This window comes from Microcoleus sp. N9_A2 (genome assembly GCF_036701775.1).
Lineage (GTDB): Bacteria > Cyanobacteriota > Cyanobacteriia > Cyanobacteriales > Microcoleaceae > Microcoleus.
In genome coordinates, this window is record NZ_JAUBRH010000098.1 from 1 (window position 1) to 14,255 (window position 14,255).

Here is a 14,255-nt window from a genome sequence, read left to right on the forward strand (position 1 = left end):
ACACGAGGACTGAGGAGAAGTACCCCAGAGAGAGACGGCTCTCTACTCATCAAATGCGACTTTGCACGTCGCGCTTCACCTCATCCGGCTCCTCTGTGTTAAGGTCATTGTCGTTGATACCTCTGTTACCCAATTTGATGGGTATAGGCTTGGCGCTATTGCAGCCAGATTTTGTACCGAGACTCCCATCTCTGGTTGTCTTTTCGTCGTGGCAATGACGGTGAAGTAATTGCATATTTTTATACTCATTCTTTCCGCCTTTCGACTTAGGAATGATGTGGTCAACTTCCATCACCGATTGTTCTGTGAGATGTAATCCGCAGTGGGTACATTTCCCTTTTTGTTTCTTCAGCAGTGTTGCCACCGTCTTAGGTACTTCAGGGTTTTGCCCCATTCTTGTACTCCAATAAACTAGGTTGCCATCATAAGGACTGGCATCGCCTTTAACTTTTACATGGCGCACTATTTCAGTGGCGCTATGTTTTAGTAACCGCAGTGGGTTTTCACCTTCTTGCCTGGTTGCGAATACCCAGTTATCTCCGCCTATGGTTTGCCAATATTTACTGGATATCCAATAACCCGACTTGTTCTGGTGGCGGTATTTTCCCCAGCTTTTTAGTTTTTGAAACATTTGACTGTCAGTTCTGGAGAATATCTCCTTGCTGACTAGGGTGCTGTAATAATTAGCCCACCCTCTGATGATGGGGTTCATTTGGGCTATGAGTGCAGCTTGGGAGGCTGCCTTATTCTGTTCTATTTTTTTGCAATCCGGTCATAATGTACCTTGACTTTTTCTTGGCTGGGTTTGATGAGTGTCTTGAATCCAAGTGGTTTTCCATTGGTATTACAACCTGTGTTATATTTTCCCGCTGGATACTGTCTGATGTTGAATCCCAGCAAGTTGAATCCAGCGCCCTGTCCTTCATGTCTTCTTAAAGTGTGGACAAGGCGTGTTTTACTTGGCTTCAATTCTAAACCCATGCCATTTAACCACTCGGAGATTATCTCTTTACATCTTTGGACAACGGTTATGTCTTCGTGCAATATCACGAAGTCATCGGCGTAGCGGATTAGGCTTAGGGAGTTGCGATTGTCTCGTTTTTTACCTGGCAGAGTTTCTGCCATCTGCTTAATCCGTTCTTCCATCCCGTGAAGGGCAATATTTGCCAATAGCGGAGAAATGACCCCGCCTTGTGGCGTACCCTCAGATGTGGGGAATAACTGTTTGCCGTCCATCACTCCTGATTTGAGCCATGCTCCTATTTGGCGTTTTAATGTTGGGAATGTGTTTAGCTTTTTGAGAAGTTCCCCGTGATTAATTCTGTCGAAGCATTTAGCAATGTCAGCATCCAGCACATACTTAGCTTTTTGCTTAATCGCACCAAAAATTGCCCCGATTGCATCATGGCATGACCGTCCAGGTCGGAATCCGTAGGAGTTGGGTTCAAATCGTGCTTCCCACTCCGGTTCAAGTGCTAGTTTTACTAACGCCTGAAGCGCCCTGTCGTATATCGTGGGAATACCAAGGGGACGTTTTTCGTCTGTCCCTGGTTTATCTATCCATACCCTACGGGTAGGTTTAGCCTTCCCCTTTAGCTCAAGTTTTTTCACCAGTGCCAGCCTTTGGACGGGCGAGAGTGATTTAACTCCGTCTACTCCGGCTGTTTTCTTGCCTTGGTTAAGTAGTTAAGCAAAATTAATTACATAATTATCTCCAAATTCTTTAAAAATTTTTTCTACAGATGAAACAAGAGATTGCCAGCTAGAGTAGGCATCTATTTCGAGCCATTGATATTTTATAAACGCCACAAAATCTCAATTAAATTCAATTCAGGTGAATAAGTCGGCAATTCAAATATAGTTAAACCGCGTTTTTTCCATTCTTCAATTTTCTCGAAAATGGCATGAAGAGTATGAATAGAAGCTTGATCTACTACAATAACTGTTGGCCGCTCCACCACAGCAAAGAAAGTATCTATGCAGGCTATGATTACATCAGAATTAATAGTCTGCTCTGAAACATAAGCATGAAGAGTGTTTTGCCGATTCATGATTCCCAAGACATTTAAACGCTTAGTTCTACGACTATCAATTGACAAATATTTACCAATATCTTGCCATCCATAAGGGACACAAGGAATGCCACAAAATCCGGATTAATCCAAATAGTATAAATCAATTTTTCCCTCATCTTCTAATTGTTTTAATTCTGACAATTTTTCTTTTTTTTCCTTGTATTCTATGGGGTCCAGCTTGCCGCCAACACCTCGACGCATCCTATGCCAACTCATATTTTTTTTTAATTATTCTCTTAATTGTTTCCGTACTTGTATTAATACACCATTCTTCTTTAATTTTTTGTACTACTTGCTTTAATTGTTTTGGTTGTAATTTTACCCAGTCCTTAATTTGATCTGATTGTGCGGAATTAAATGTTTCTTTTCTGCCTCTACCTGGTTTATTATATAATCCAAGCATTCCCTCATTTTCCCATCGATTCAACCAGTTATACATGGTCTTATAACTAACTTTAAAGATTTTCATCAAATTTTCATTTTTGATATTTTGTGAAACCAAAATTAAAAATTGTGCTCTTTGACGCACTTGATGATGTCTGCTTTCGCGATAAATTCGGTTTAGCAATTTCAAGGAAAGTGGATTGATATATCGAAGTAAAAACATATAAAATTCCTTTGAATACAACTTGATATTTTCAGTATATCATATTAGTTGATTTGTGTAATTAATTTTGTTGAGCTACTTATCTTGTGTCACACGACGCACCGCCAGCATCTTCCCTGACCAAGACCTCATCAAAGTCTTTTGGAGTCTGCGAACTGCTTTAACATCACCACGACTAGAGGCTCTGAATATTCTCTTTTGAAGCTTATAAACTCGGATTTCTAGCTTGCGCCAGTCAACCTTGTTTCATTCCACCGTCTGATTGTTCAGCGTATTAGACATATACACTACTACTTGAGACTATTCATTCCTGATCACCGTGAGTCTGTCAGCCTATCCTTGTCATTACAACAAGGCGTTTGCTTCTGACTCAATCCTTCCCACTCGTAGCATCCGGTTAGCACTTACTCTTGGTATATTCGACCTCGAAGAGAGCTTATGAGGGGGTTATTTCGTTCCAAGTGTCCATACTATGAATCTTTAGAGTTCCACTGTCCACCAGGTTTATATCGAGATGCTGTTGGTCGCCGTAGTAAACGCCAACCTCTTATCCTTTACCTTTTGGTTCCAGCTAATCAGTCCTTTTTGCTGGTTCGGAATAATGATGGTTCAGTCGTGGATTCAGGCGTAATGCTTTACTCATGGATTCTTTGCTTGCCCCTCACTATCCTGGACTGGAAGTGTTGAAAGGCTTTCACCCCCGCTTTACGGATTGATGGCTAGTCTCTACCGTAGGGGACATGGTTTTTATCCATGTTCTGTGTGCTTTCACCTGGCATCTACAGGGGAGGGATTCTCACCCTCATGGTTCACTCAGTTGTCATATGTTTCAGTCAATAAGATAGACTGATATTATGCGGCTAATCCTCTCAAACCCTTATCGGACTTGAGTTTCTAGCCAACGAATCGCACGCTACGCTTTCCACTGACATCACCTTTTAAAAAACGATCAAACGTTACCTTAACTCGCTTAACTGCATCTTGGAGGACTTGAGAATAAATCTCGGCATACCAAGGATGAGTTTTCTTGAGTTGAGGTAATGTTTTTTTCTGGGTGTAGTAATCTGGATTGTCTCGCAGTTCCGGTAAGTAGCAAACTAGCGGACACGCATTGACGGAACAACGGTTTTGTTCGTACCAGTTGAATCGATCTGCCAACAAATAGTTGTACTGTGCACATAACATTGACAACCATCTGTCAATCTCAATGGCTTGTAATTTTGTTGGACGTAATCGATACTGGTAAGAAGTTTTCATGAAGCGGTGAATGTTTGATTGCAGTCGCTACTTATCAATTACTGTTAATATAGTTGAATGCGTTACTTGATGTCAAGTTCATGAGTGAATATTTTATTCATACAATCAGCGAGGTTTCTACCTAAGAGTGTTAATTTTTATTGCCAAATCTCAACTGGCGACAGAAATGTTTAAAAAGGTGTGTTGAAAAAAGTCGAATAAAATAATTTGTTCGTCTCGTCATCCACCCGCCCACCGCTCAAAACATTGTTTTGAATTGGTTGACGGGTGGAATCCTCTCCTCACCGCGCCTTTCATCCCACACTAATCGAAGCGACAAGCGTGTGGGGATTCCCGTCTGTTTAGCTAAAGTTCAGTTCCACTATGTTGTATAAAGCAGTACACGCTGATAGTATCGCAACTCGCAGGTTCGATCGATACGCGGTTGAGATTCCTGAACAGATTTTAACGGTTTGGAGGACTTGGGGTGCTTAGGGTGCGTTTATAGGGAGGACTTCAGTTCTTTGATTTTTATGAGGGCTTTAGTCATCACTACAAAACGGATTTTAAGCAATCAAAATTCCCAAAAATATGCCATTCCTTCCATGATTCCCCAAGCGCAAGCAGAACCAGCTAAATAATGATGTTTAGTGCCGCATTCGCGATGCCATGCCAAGAGTTCGGACATAGCGTTAGCGACGATTACTCCCCGAACATCTTGTTCAAACATACTGATATCGTTGCCAGAATCACCGCAAACTAATGTTGCTTCAGATGGAATTTGTAGGCGCTTTTGTAAATAAGTAAGGGCATGGCCTTTATTGCTAGTTTGCGGTAAAATATCCACATCGCGATTGCTGCTAAAAATGATTTGAGCTGGCAGTCCCGATTCAGTTAACTTTTGCTGCAAAGCCTGGACAGTCGAGCTATTTTCTGCTGCTGGCTCCAGACTATAACTGATTTTCCAAGGATTTTGTTCTTTTAGGGATTGGGGTTTAAGCTGGGAAAACTGCTGAGCTAAAGAGGCGATCGCCATTTTATCCCAGTCTTGAGAAAGATACTCTGCCCAATCTAAGTCGAGGATTCCGTCTTGGTAAATTTCGCTGCCTACACCTGCGATCAAATAGTCTGGTGCTAGCAGGTGCTTTTGGGCAATTAATTCGCAAGTTGAAGCATGAGAACGCCCGGTAGCGTAAACCAAACAAATTTGCGATCGCTGTGATTGCAAGCGCTGGTTGAAAACTTGAGTTGCTGCGTCATCTCCGACTAGCGTGTTGTCTAAATCTGTAACTAATAAAAACTTCATTTTGGGAATTAGTCAGTAGTCATCAGTGATCTGGAATCGAGGGCTTCCTAAAATTCTTTTAACTATTTATAAGAATTTGTTAAACAAAACACATTTATAAGCAAACTTATCGTTTAAGATTGGCAAAATTAAATTTTCAACAAGTGGTGTGAGTTTTATGGTGAATAATGCAACCTCCGTTAAAGCTTTTTGGCTGTCTTTCTTGATTTCTGGTGCAGCAGTGCCTTTGGCGCCGATCGCAGCAACAGCTCAAATTCAGGATACCTCAACTCCAGAAGTTGCGCTAGAAGCGAGTGCCGTCCCTACGGCTACCCCAGACGCAGCGCAGGCAGCAGGTAAGATTGAGATACCGCAGTTAGCGGCGATTACCACAGAGACTAACTCCGCAGTCGATCGTGCTTTACCCGACACAGATGCAGCATGGGTGAATCGCGCTTTACCCGACACAGATACAGCATGGGTGAATCCCGTTTTACCCGACACAGATGCAGCATGGGTGAATCGCGCTTTACCCGACACAGATGCAGCAATAGTCGATCGTGCTTTACCCAAACAAGATGCAGCAACAGTCGATCGTCCAACAACAACCCCAGAAATAACGGAGGCAATTAGCGAATTGCCTCCACAGAAGTTAGAAATTGCAAACTCTCCTCAGTCTCAAAACGTTGCTGAAGCCGGCAAAGTTGCCGACATCAGCAGCGAGACGGGCACCGCTGATGACCTCAGCATACAAGAAGACGCAGCACAAGTCACTTCTGTTTCCCAACTCTCCGACGTGCGGCCGACAGATTGGGCTTTTCAAGCCTTGCAATCCCTAGTAGAAAGATACGGCTGCATTGCGGGATATCCAGACGGCACATTCCGAGGGAATCGGGCAATGACTCGGTATGAATTCGCCGCCGGGTTAAACGCTTGCTTAGACCAAATTACCAAACAACTTGGCGGTTCTACTGGTAATTTAGTCAAGCGAGAAGATTTACTTGCTTTGCAAAGATTGCAAGAAGAATTTGCGGCAGAATTAGCTACATTGCGCGGTCGAGTAGATGCTTTAGAAGCCCGCACTGCCGAATTAGAAGCCAACCAATTTTCAACTACTACTAAACTCAACGGATTTGCTTGGTTTAACCTGACTGGAGCTTTTGCGGGCGATCGAGTCAGAGTTGAAGCAACAAATGGAAATGCTGCTCCGCTCGATCGAGTAGCCGGACGCGATCCTGTCACCAACAGACCAATTGTGCAGAGAGTGGACGATCCAGAAATCACTTTCAGTCAGTTAGTTTGGTTGACTCTCACTACTTCCTTTACAGGGAAAGACGAATTGATTACACAGCTAGCGGTAGGTAACGGCAATTCCCCAGCCAACCAGTATACTTCAACGGGTTTTTTCAATACATTCGGCACTCCTTTTCTCGACCAGACTGCTGGGGTGAATCCCAATGAAGTTACCCTGCGAGAACTTTCCTATCGGTTCCCGCTTAGCAACCGCTTCCAAGTAGTAGTCGGGCCGAGGATTAATTTCTACCGCTACTTTGACAACAATAGGTTTAACTTTTTCGTAGACGGTGCGAGCAGCTTTAATTCTAACAACAGCCCTTTGTTAAGCGCTACCCGACGCGGTGCCGGTGCTTTGGTTTTGTGGGATATCGCCCGCGCATTGAAACTGCGTTTTGGCTATTTGGGCGAGAGTACAGAATTTTTGCCAACTTCCGTGTTTAATTCCGCTTCCAATCCGTCTCAAGGCTTGTTTGGTGGGACAAATACGACTACAGCAGAATTAACCTTCAGTCCGAGCGACCGGACTAATTTGCGCTTTTTGTACAGCCGTTCAAACATCCAGCAAATCGGCGGCTTAATTGGATCTCCTAACAGCAAGCCGTTAAACGGTGTGGCAGATGACGGTTTTGGTGGCCGCCTGGGGAATGCGACTGCGAATACTTATAGTTTCAATTTCGATTGGTTAGTCGCTCGCCGCTTTGGTCTTTTCGGCCGCTACGGCTACGCCGAAACCAATATATTTCCCAAGACTAACCGACCCGACGGCACGATCAAAAATCAATCTTATCAGTTAGGAGTTGCCTTTCCCGATTTGTTCAAAGAAGGAGCTTTGCTTACGGTATCATATTTAGTACCTTTTGACTTTACTGGCGGTCGGAGGTTTCTGGTTTCTGGCGGAGGGAATGGCGGCACGCAGTACGAAATTGAGGCAACTTATTATTTTCCTATCACCGACCATGTTTCGATCGTGCCAGCATTTTATGCGATCGGCAATGCCAATAATTTCGATAATAACCAGACAATTTTTGTGGGCAATTTGCGGACTCAGTTTAGTTTTTAATTCCCAGCATAAGTAGATACCGTAGGGTGCGTCGCTACCCTCCAATCTGCAATTAAAATAGAAAATATGGTAGCGACGCACCATACAAGATACCCACGTTGCAGCCAAAATAAACCGGTTTTTTTTTGGATCAACCCGGTTTGTAGATATCGGACTGTTCCTTTTTCCTGACTCCTTCTACTTAATTGGAATTTCGATGATAAATTCAGTACCTTTACCGGGTTCCGAGAGGCACTGCAATTTGCCGTTGTGTTTTTCAACGACTATTTGGTGCGAAATTGATAAACCCAAACCTGTGCCTTTACCTACGGGTTTTGTGGTAAAAAATGGGTCAAACAAACGCACAATATTATCTTCGGGAATGCCAGGACCGTTGTCTTTAATCCGAATGCAAATGCTCTTGTTATCAATCGTTTCAGTTTTAATTGCGATCGTAGGAAAGCTAGAATCAGCGGTGTTTTTTTCTTTGCTGCTGCTTTCTTCCAAGGCGTCCATCGCATTGGCCAATACATTCATAAATACCTGATTTAACTGTCCGGGATGACAGTTGATTTGTGGCAGCTCTCCGTATTCTTTAATCACTTTAATGCCCTGCCAGTTGGGTTTGGCTTTCAGTCGGCTGTTCAACATTAACAAGGTACTTTCTAAACCTTCGTGAATGTCGGCAGTTTTGATTTTCGCTTCGTCCGCCCGCGAGAAATTGCGAAGAGTTTGAATAATTTCTACAATTCGCTCGCATCCGGTCTGCATCGAATTGAGCAATTTTGGCAGGTCTTCTGCTAGAAATTCTAAGTCTATATCTTCGGCTTGTTGCTGAAGTTTTGCTGGGGGATTTGGGTACTCTTCTTGATAGACTTGCACGATTTCTAATAAGTCTAAAACGTAGCCTCGGACGTGGCAGAGGTTGCCCGCCACAAAGCCAACTGGGTTGTTAATTTCGTGGGCAATTCCTGCTAGCACCTGTCCGAGGGAAGACATTTTTTCGGTTTGTACTAACTGCATTTGAGTTTGCTGCAATTCGCGCAAAGCTGTTTGGAGTTCTTGGGATTTTTGGTGGTCGCGATCGGCGGCGGCGGCCCGTTCTTCCTCAACTCCGATCGCCCCGGCAATAATTCCGATCAGCTTGCAGTCGGCTTCTGTGGGCGCGATCGACTCAGTGTACAGGACGCACAGCGCACCCACGTAATTGTCGCCCAGCCGCACTGCTTGTCCCAGATAGCTTCGCAGTTGGTAGCGGATGACAGCGGGATCGATTTGGGCGTAGATCGTGTTCTGCAAGTCAGGAATGGCCACAGCCCGATCGCTTCCTTTGCTGCATACGTCGGTGCAGATGTGGCCCTCGGCGCGATCGACCAGCGGGTAGTCCGGCGGCGCTTGCCAAGTCGCGATCGCGCGCAGCAGACCGCCACCGACGCGACTGTAGATAGTGCTGCTTCCGCCCAAAAGCTCGCCGGCTAAGGATGTCAGCCGCTGGATGTTCTCAGCGGCGTCGGTGGTGAATCCCAAAAAGCACTCGTTGATTTTGCTGAGGCGGTACTCTGCTTGCCTGCGCGCCGTCATGTCGCGGGAGTTGATCACAATTCCCCTCACAGTGGGGTCTGCTAGCAAGTTAATGCCCACGCCTTCGAGAAAACACCAAGAACCGTCAGCGCGCCGGAACCGACCTTCTAGGGCGATGGGATCGCCTGGATTTGCCATCAGTTTTTCGCCGTCGGAAATCACCGAGGGAATGTCGTCAGGGTGGATGAAATCGAGGGCAATAAGATTGGCGAATTCCTCTGGTTCGTAGCCCAAAACTCTTTCTACAGAAGGGCTTTCGTAAACAATGTGACCGCTGGCGGAAAGAATAGTAATGATGTCGGAACTGTTGAGAATTAGCGATCGCCACTTAGCCTCATTTTGGAACAAAGCTGACTCGGCTTGTTTGCGATCGGTAATATCCTCTACCATTTGCAAAATAAACTGTGGCGTTCCCTGACTGCTGTCGATGACAGAGGCGCTGAGGCGTCCCCACCTGATGCTGCCGTCTTGGCGGAGGTAGCGCTTCTCGATTTGGTAAGCTTCGCGGGATCCCGCGGCCAACTGTTGGCGCAACTCGCGCGAAACTTGTGTGTCTTCCGGGTGCGCGCAGTCGTCGAGGCCCATACCCCGCAGTTCGGCTTCCGATCGCCCCAGCATAGCTTGAAATGCCGGGTTAGTGGCGATCGCAACACCTTCGAGGGTAGCGACTACCATGCCGATCGCACCGCGTTCAAAAATTGCCCGAAACCGCTGTTCGCTGTCTCGCAAAGCTGCATCCGCTGCCACTTCCTGCGTGATGTCCCGCCCCGCGACTGCCAAACCTTTGCGCGAACCGTCGGGGTTGAACAGCGGCACTTTCCGCACTTCAAACAAATTGCTGCCGCCTGTGGGCAAGGGGACAATTTGGCGGCTGGAGGTGAGAGTGCCTGCTTGCCAGGTTGTTTCGTCGGTTTCCTGCCAAGTTAGCAGGATTTCTCTGACTCTCGGATCGGCGGCGGCAGCGAGTTCGGCAGTAGTTTTACCTTGGTAGTCTGCGGTTTCCCAGCCCAAAAGTTGAAGGGCGCAGTCGTTGGCAATCAGCCAGCGCCCCTCGCTGTCTGTGAGGTTGATCGCGTCGGGCACGGCGTTAATCGCGGTTTTCAACCAGTATTCTTGATTTCGCAGGGCTGCTTCGGCTTGTTTGCGATCGGCGATTTCGGCGACGGTTCCTTCGTAGTAAAGGAGTTCGCCAGCTTCGTCGCGGACTTCGCGCACGTTTTCCGAGATCCAGGTAGTGCTGCCGTCTTGGCGGCGGACGCAGGACTCAAACTCTTTCAGGGAGGCATTTTGGCTGATTTCTGCCATGAAGGAAGCGCGGCGGGTGCGATCGGCGTAAAGGTTTTTTGCCGAACATTTTGCGATCAGTTCTGACGGGGAATCGTAGCCGTACATTCGGGCGAGTGCCGGGTTGGCGCTGAGGTAACGCCCGTCTGGGGCGGTTTGAAATATGCCTTCGGTGGCGTTTTCAAAGATGCTGCGGTATTTTGCCTCGGCTTGTTTGAGGGCTTCTTCTGCTTGGAAGCGATCGGTGATATCAGATTGGACGCCGATGAAGTGGGTAACGAGCCCGCTGCTGTCGCGCACCGGCGAGATGGTAAGTTCGTTCCAGAAGGGGGTGCCGTCTTTGCGGTAGTTTTTCAGAACTACTTTGCAGTCGTGTTGTTCTTTCAGGGCCACGCGGATTTGATCGACTGCAGCGCCATCGGTATCCGGGCCTTGCAGGAAGCGGCAGTTGTGCCCGATTATTTCGCTGCGATCGTAGCCTGTAATCCGCTCGAAAGCCGGGTTGCAGTAGACTATGGGCTTGTCCGGCCGGGTAGCGTCTGCGATCGTGATGCCGTTGCTGGTAGCTGCCAGGGCGCGATCGTACAGCCGAAATACTTCTTCTATTAAATTCGGTGTGCCGCCAGTACGAGTCGGCGATAGCGTTTCAGAAGGAATGCTTATATCTATCTGCATGAGTTTCTATAAATAGAGTTTATTGTAGATCCCGACTGGCAGCACACCCTAGACTTTAACAGAATTGCCTGTTTTCCACAGGCAGAAGTTAGAAGGCTATTAAGCAGAATTTGGGCGGTAAATCCTACCTAAAAAAATCTGGCTTCCCTCGTTTTTTTTCTCTTTGCTTCTGCCTTTTGCCTTCTACCTTCAAACGAATCCTACTTGTTAATTTATAATAGCTGTTCCCGCAATCCCTCTATCTTTGGTATGGTTTGCTTGGCAGAGTTTAGGCAGCTTACAAGTTTGGGCATTTATTTTTTTGATTAAATAAAAAATACATCATCCGGCTCTACTAAAAAAAAATAATTAAATACTTTTTAGTTAAATGATTCAAACTCTTCTGAAAAAAACCGAGAAAACATTAATTTTGAAGAAATACAGCAAGTTCCGAAATATCGTCGATCGCGAAAGTCGGTTCTAGGGCGAGACACTGAGCGCGATCGCCATATCCGTAAGCCGCCCAACAAACATCTATCCCAGCATTTTTAGCAAACAGCAAATCAATCGCTGTATCGCCAACCATTAAAATTTGACTGTTCTCAAACTCCGGGAACAGCGGTTTAATAATCGAGTGAAAAACCGCCGGGTTTGGCTTCATAATCATTTCTCCATTATCACCTAAAATTAAATCAAAAAAACTGTAAACTTTCAATTTCTGCAGTAACAAATTCACAAAACTAACGTGTTTGTTGCTGAAAACTCCCAGGCTCAATCCAGACTGGCGCGCCAACTGCAATAGTTGCTTTGTCCCCGGAAATAAATCTACCTGCTTTTCACCTTCCGTCCGATAATAAGAGCGGTAAGTTTCAACCCATTCGGGAATTGCGCTTTCCTCGATCGCCGGATGGAGGATTTTAAAAGTATTTGGTAAATTGATGCCGATCGTACCTATAATAGTATCAGCAGCAGGCGGGGTAATATTGAAACTTTCAAAAGTTTTTGTAAAGCAATATACAATCGCTTTGTGAGTAATTGCCAAAGTGCCGTCGAAGTCAAAAATAATTAACTTGTACTTACTCATATTTCTGAATTTTTTCTAGATAGCAATCGGAGGTTTCCAATGACCTAATAGCATGATTAATCTCTAAGTCACTAATTATAAGTATAATCTTTAAACATTCAAGAGGTCAACATGAGTGTCACCGAAAAACCAGAAATTATAGCAACTGATTTCCCTGACCACACTCAATTACCCGACTCCGACGGTACTTTTGTGAAAAACTTCCAAGAACATCCTCAAAGCATCCTGTTAACAACATCAATCCGACCGATTTTAGACCAAATTCATCCCGACGGACAATACTGCATCGGTCAAGATTCCGGTATTTACTGGCGAGTGGCCCGGCCCCCGGAACCGCCAGAAAGAGGAGCCGAAGCACCTGATTGGTTTTACGTGCCCGACGTGCCGCCAACTCTTGACGGAAATCTTCGTCGCTCCTATGTCATGTGGCAGGAATTAATGCCGCCTCGGATTGTACTTGAATTTGTTTCTGGCGATGGCAGTGAAGAAAGAGATAGGACTCCTCGCGAGGGCAAATTCTGGATTTACGAACGGATAATTAGACCTGCTTTTTACGGCATTTATGAAGTCAAAAAGGCACAAGTTGAAGTGTATCATTTGGTAGAGGATAGGTTCGAGTTAGTCCCACAAAATGAGCGCGGACATTACAAAATCGAGCCAATGGGATTGGAATTAGGCATTTGGCAAGGGGTTTATCAGGGCGTAGAACTGCCTTGGCTGCGCTGGTGGGATGCCTCCGGGAATTTGCTGCCGGCAGCCGAGGAACGGGCAGAACAAGCCGAATTAATGGCAGAACGAGAACGACAAAGGCGCATAGAAGCTGAGTTGCGAATTCAAGCTTTAGAAGCGCGTTTGCGAGAGTTAGAAGGCGAGTAATACCATTTTAGATTGGAGATGACTGAGGACTATCGGGGTTGGGATGTTCATAAGTCATTGGCAATTCTTCAATTCTTTAATCAAAAATCTAAATTCCCATCAGTCGCAGGTTCCGGTAGGGACACGGCAATTCAGTGTCCCTAGGAATATCATGTGCTGTAAAAACCCGAGCGCCTAGCAGCCTCCTCAGAAACGATATAAACATTCATCGGTTATCATCGGAAATTTGCGTAGCATAAAACTTCATTAAGATTGTAAGCATCAATAAACAAGGGTAGTATCATATAGTAGACCTCTTGCAAAAAAAATCTATGTTACAATTAAAGGTTTTGAGTTTGAGACCCCAGAGCTAACTCATAATTGTCAAGTGCTGATATAACCTGCAATCTGCTCCACTTAAGCCAAACCTTTGATTATAGCATAAAATTATTTTGCAAGAGGTCTAGTCAAGAAAGTCAAATAAAAAATTGTTGCGCTAGTTAAAAAATGGAGAGTCTGGATGCAACTAGCAGAGAGGCACATCATTAAATCTACGGAACACCGTTTCGCTGAGATTGATGAATTAGCTTTTAAATCCAAGAATCTCTACAATGCCGCTAACTACGTCATTCGTCAGAGTTTTGTCTATGGATGGGGTTATATCAATTACAACGAAATGAACCGTTCGATGAAGTCTCATCCATCCTACAAGGCAATGCCCGCCAAGGTAAGTCAACAAATCTTGATGATATTGGACAAAAATTGGAAATCTTTTTTTGAAGCTCTCAAAGCTTACAAGATTGAGCCAACGAAATTTACTGGTCGCCCCAAGTTACCAAAGTACAAAGATAAAGTTAAAGGACGGAATATTCTCGTCTATACGATTCAGGCGATTAGTAGCAAGCAATTGAAGAAAGGAATCATCAAGCTTTCGGGTACTAATATCTTAATCAAGACCCAGGTAAATCCCGAGCAACTTTGTCAAGTCAGACTGGTACCTAAGTGCGATTCCTATGTAATTGAGGTGATTTATAATGAACCGGAGTCCACCGTCGAACCGATTCAAAAAGAAGCAGTAGCTAGTATCGATTTGGGACTAAATAATTTAGTGGCGTTAACTTCAAATCAGTCGGGTTTTATCCCTCTCCTGATTAACGGGCGACCATTGAAATCGCTCAATCAGTTCTACAACAAGCGTAAGGCGCAACTACAATCTCAATTAAAAGGAAGTAGTAAGACATCATCCCGTATTCAACGCC

At 45.2% G+C, this 14,255-nt stretch carries 7 protein-coding genes and 3 pseudogenes; 3 read left to right on the plus strand and 7 right to left on the minus strand.

Annotation, left to right across the window (positions count from 1 at the left end):
- Positions 1 to 49 precede the first annotated feature (49 nt).
- From ltrA to QUA44_RS29030, 5 genes and pseudogenes are all read right to left on the minus strand, one after another.
- Positions 50 to 1,680, minus strand: a pseudogene (gene ltrA / locus QUA44_RS29010) (group II intron reverse transcriptase/maturase); the annotation flags it as partial.
- A 6-nt stretch (positions 1,681 to 1,686) separates the two neighbouring features.
- Positions 1,687 to 2,682, minus strand: a pseudogene (locus tag QUA44_RS29015) (IS630 family transposase).
- 81 nt (positions 2,683 to 2,763) lie between these two features.
- Positions 2,764 to 2,964: pseudogene (locus QUA44_RS29020) on the minus strand (reverse transcriptase N-terminal domain-containing protein); the annotation flags it as partial.
- 612 nt (positions 2,965 to 3,576) lie between these two features.
- On the minus strand, positions 3,577 to 3,939 hold the full coding sequence (locus QUA44_RS29025) for a helix-turn-helix domain-containing protein (RefSeq protein WP_445243712.1): 363 nt from the start codon (positions 3,937 to 3,939) through the stop codon (positions 3,577 to 3,579).
- A 553-nt stretch (positions 3,940 to 4,492) separates the two neighbouring features.
- Positions 4,493 to 5,224 carry a sucrose-phosphate phosphatase gene (locus QUA44_RS29030; RefSeq protein WP_333256982.1) on the minus strand — a complete coding sequence of 244 codons (732 nt, stop codon included), beginning with the start codon at positions 5,222 to 5,224 and terminating at the stop codon, positions 4,493 to 4,495.
- Positions 5,225 to 5,381: 157 nt separating this feature from the next.
- Here QUA44_RS29030 and QUA44_RS29035 point away from each other — a divergent pair, with 157 nt between their 5' ends.
- The gene (locus QUA44_RS29035; protein WP_333256985.1) at positions 5,382 to 7,559 is read left to right on the plus strand and encodes an iron uptake porin; all 2,178 of its coding nucleotides are present in this window, start codon (positions 5,382 to 5,384) and stop codon (positions 7,557 to 7,559) included.
- A gap of 177 nt (positions 7,560 to 7,736) precedes the next feature.
- Here QUA44_RS29035 and QUA44_RS29040 read toward each other — a convergent pair whose 3' ends face one another.
- Both QUA44_RS29040 and QUA44_RS29045 read right to left on the minus strand, forming a co-directional pair.
- Positions 7,737 to 11,078 (minus strand): PAS domain S-box protein, encoded by a 3,342-nt coding sequence (locus QUA44_RS29040; RefSeq protein WP_333256987.1) that lies wholly within the window; start codon positions 11,076 to 11,078, stop codon positions 7,737 to 7,739.
- 403 nt (positions 11,079 to 11,481) lie between these two features.
- Positions 11,482 to 12,141, minus strand: coding sequence for an HAD family hydrolase (locus QUA44_RS29045; RefSeq protein ID WP_333256989.1), 660 nt, complete (start codon positions 12,139 to 12,141; stop codon positions 11,482 to 11,484).
- 111 nt (positions 12,142 to 12,252) lie between these two features.
- Here QUA44_RS29045 and QUA44_RS29050 point away from each other — a divergent pair, with 111 nt between their 5' ends.
- A complete protein-coding gene (locus QUA44_RS29050) occupies positions 12,253 to 13,017 on the plus strand; it encodes a Uma2 family endonuclease (protein ID WP_333256992.1) in 765 nt (254 codons plus the stop codon).
- Between the two features lie 499 nt (positions 13,018 to 13,516).
- A partial coding sequence (locus QUA44_RS29055; protein WP_333256995.1) for a transposase occupies positions 13,517 to 14,255 on the plus strand: 739 nt, incomplete at its 3' end.

Bases quoted from the DNA above. Each gene is read 5' to 3' on its own strand.
- QUA44_RS29025 (WP_445243712.1), bottom strand. From the start codon at position 3,939: ATGAAAACTTCTTACCAGTATCGATTACGTCCAACAAAATTACAAGCC.
- QUA44_RS29030 (WP_333256982.1), bottom strand. From the start codon at position 5,224: ATGAAGTTTTTATTAGTTACAGATTTAGACAACACGCTAGTCGGAGAT.
- QUA44_RS29035 (WP_333256985.1), top strand. From the start codon at position 5,382: ATGGTGAATAATGCAACCTCCGTTAAAGCTTTTTGGCTGTCTTTCTTG.
- QUA44_RS29040 (WP_333256987.1), bottom strand. From the start codon at position 11,078: ATGCAGATAGATATAAGCATTCCTTCTGAAACGCTATCGCCGACTCGT.
- QUA44_RS29045 (WP_333256989.1), bottom strand. From the start codon at position 12,141: ATGAGTAAGTACAAGTTAATTATTTTTGACTTCGACGGCACTTTGGCA.
- QUA44_RS29050 (WP_333256992.1), top strand. From the start codon at position 12,253: ATGAGTGTCACCGAAAAACCAGAAATTATAGCAACTGATTTCCCTGAC.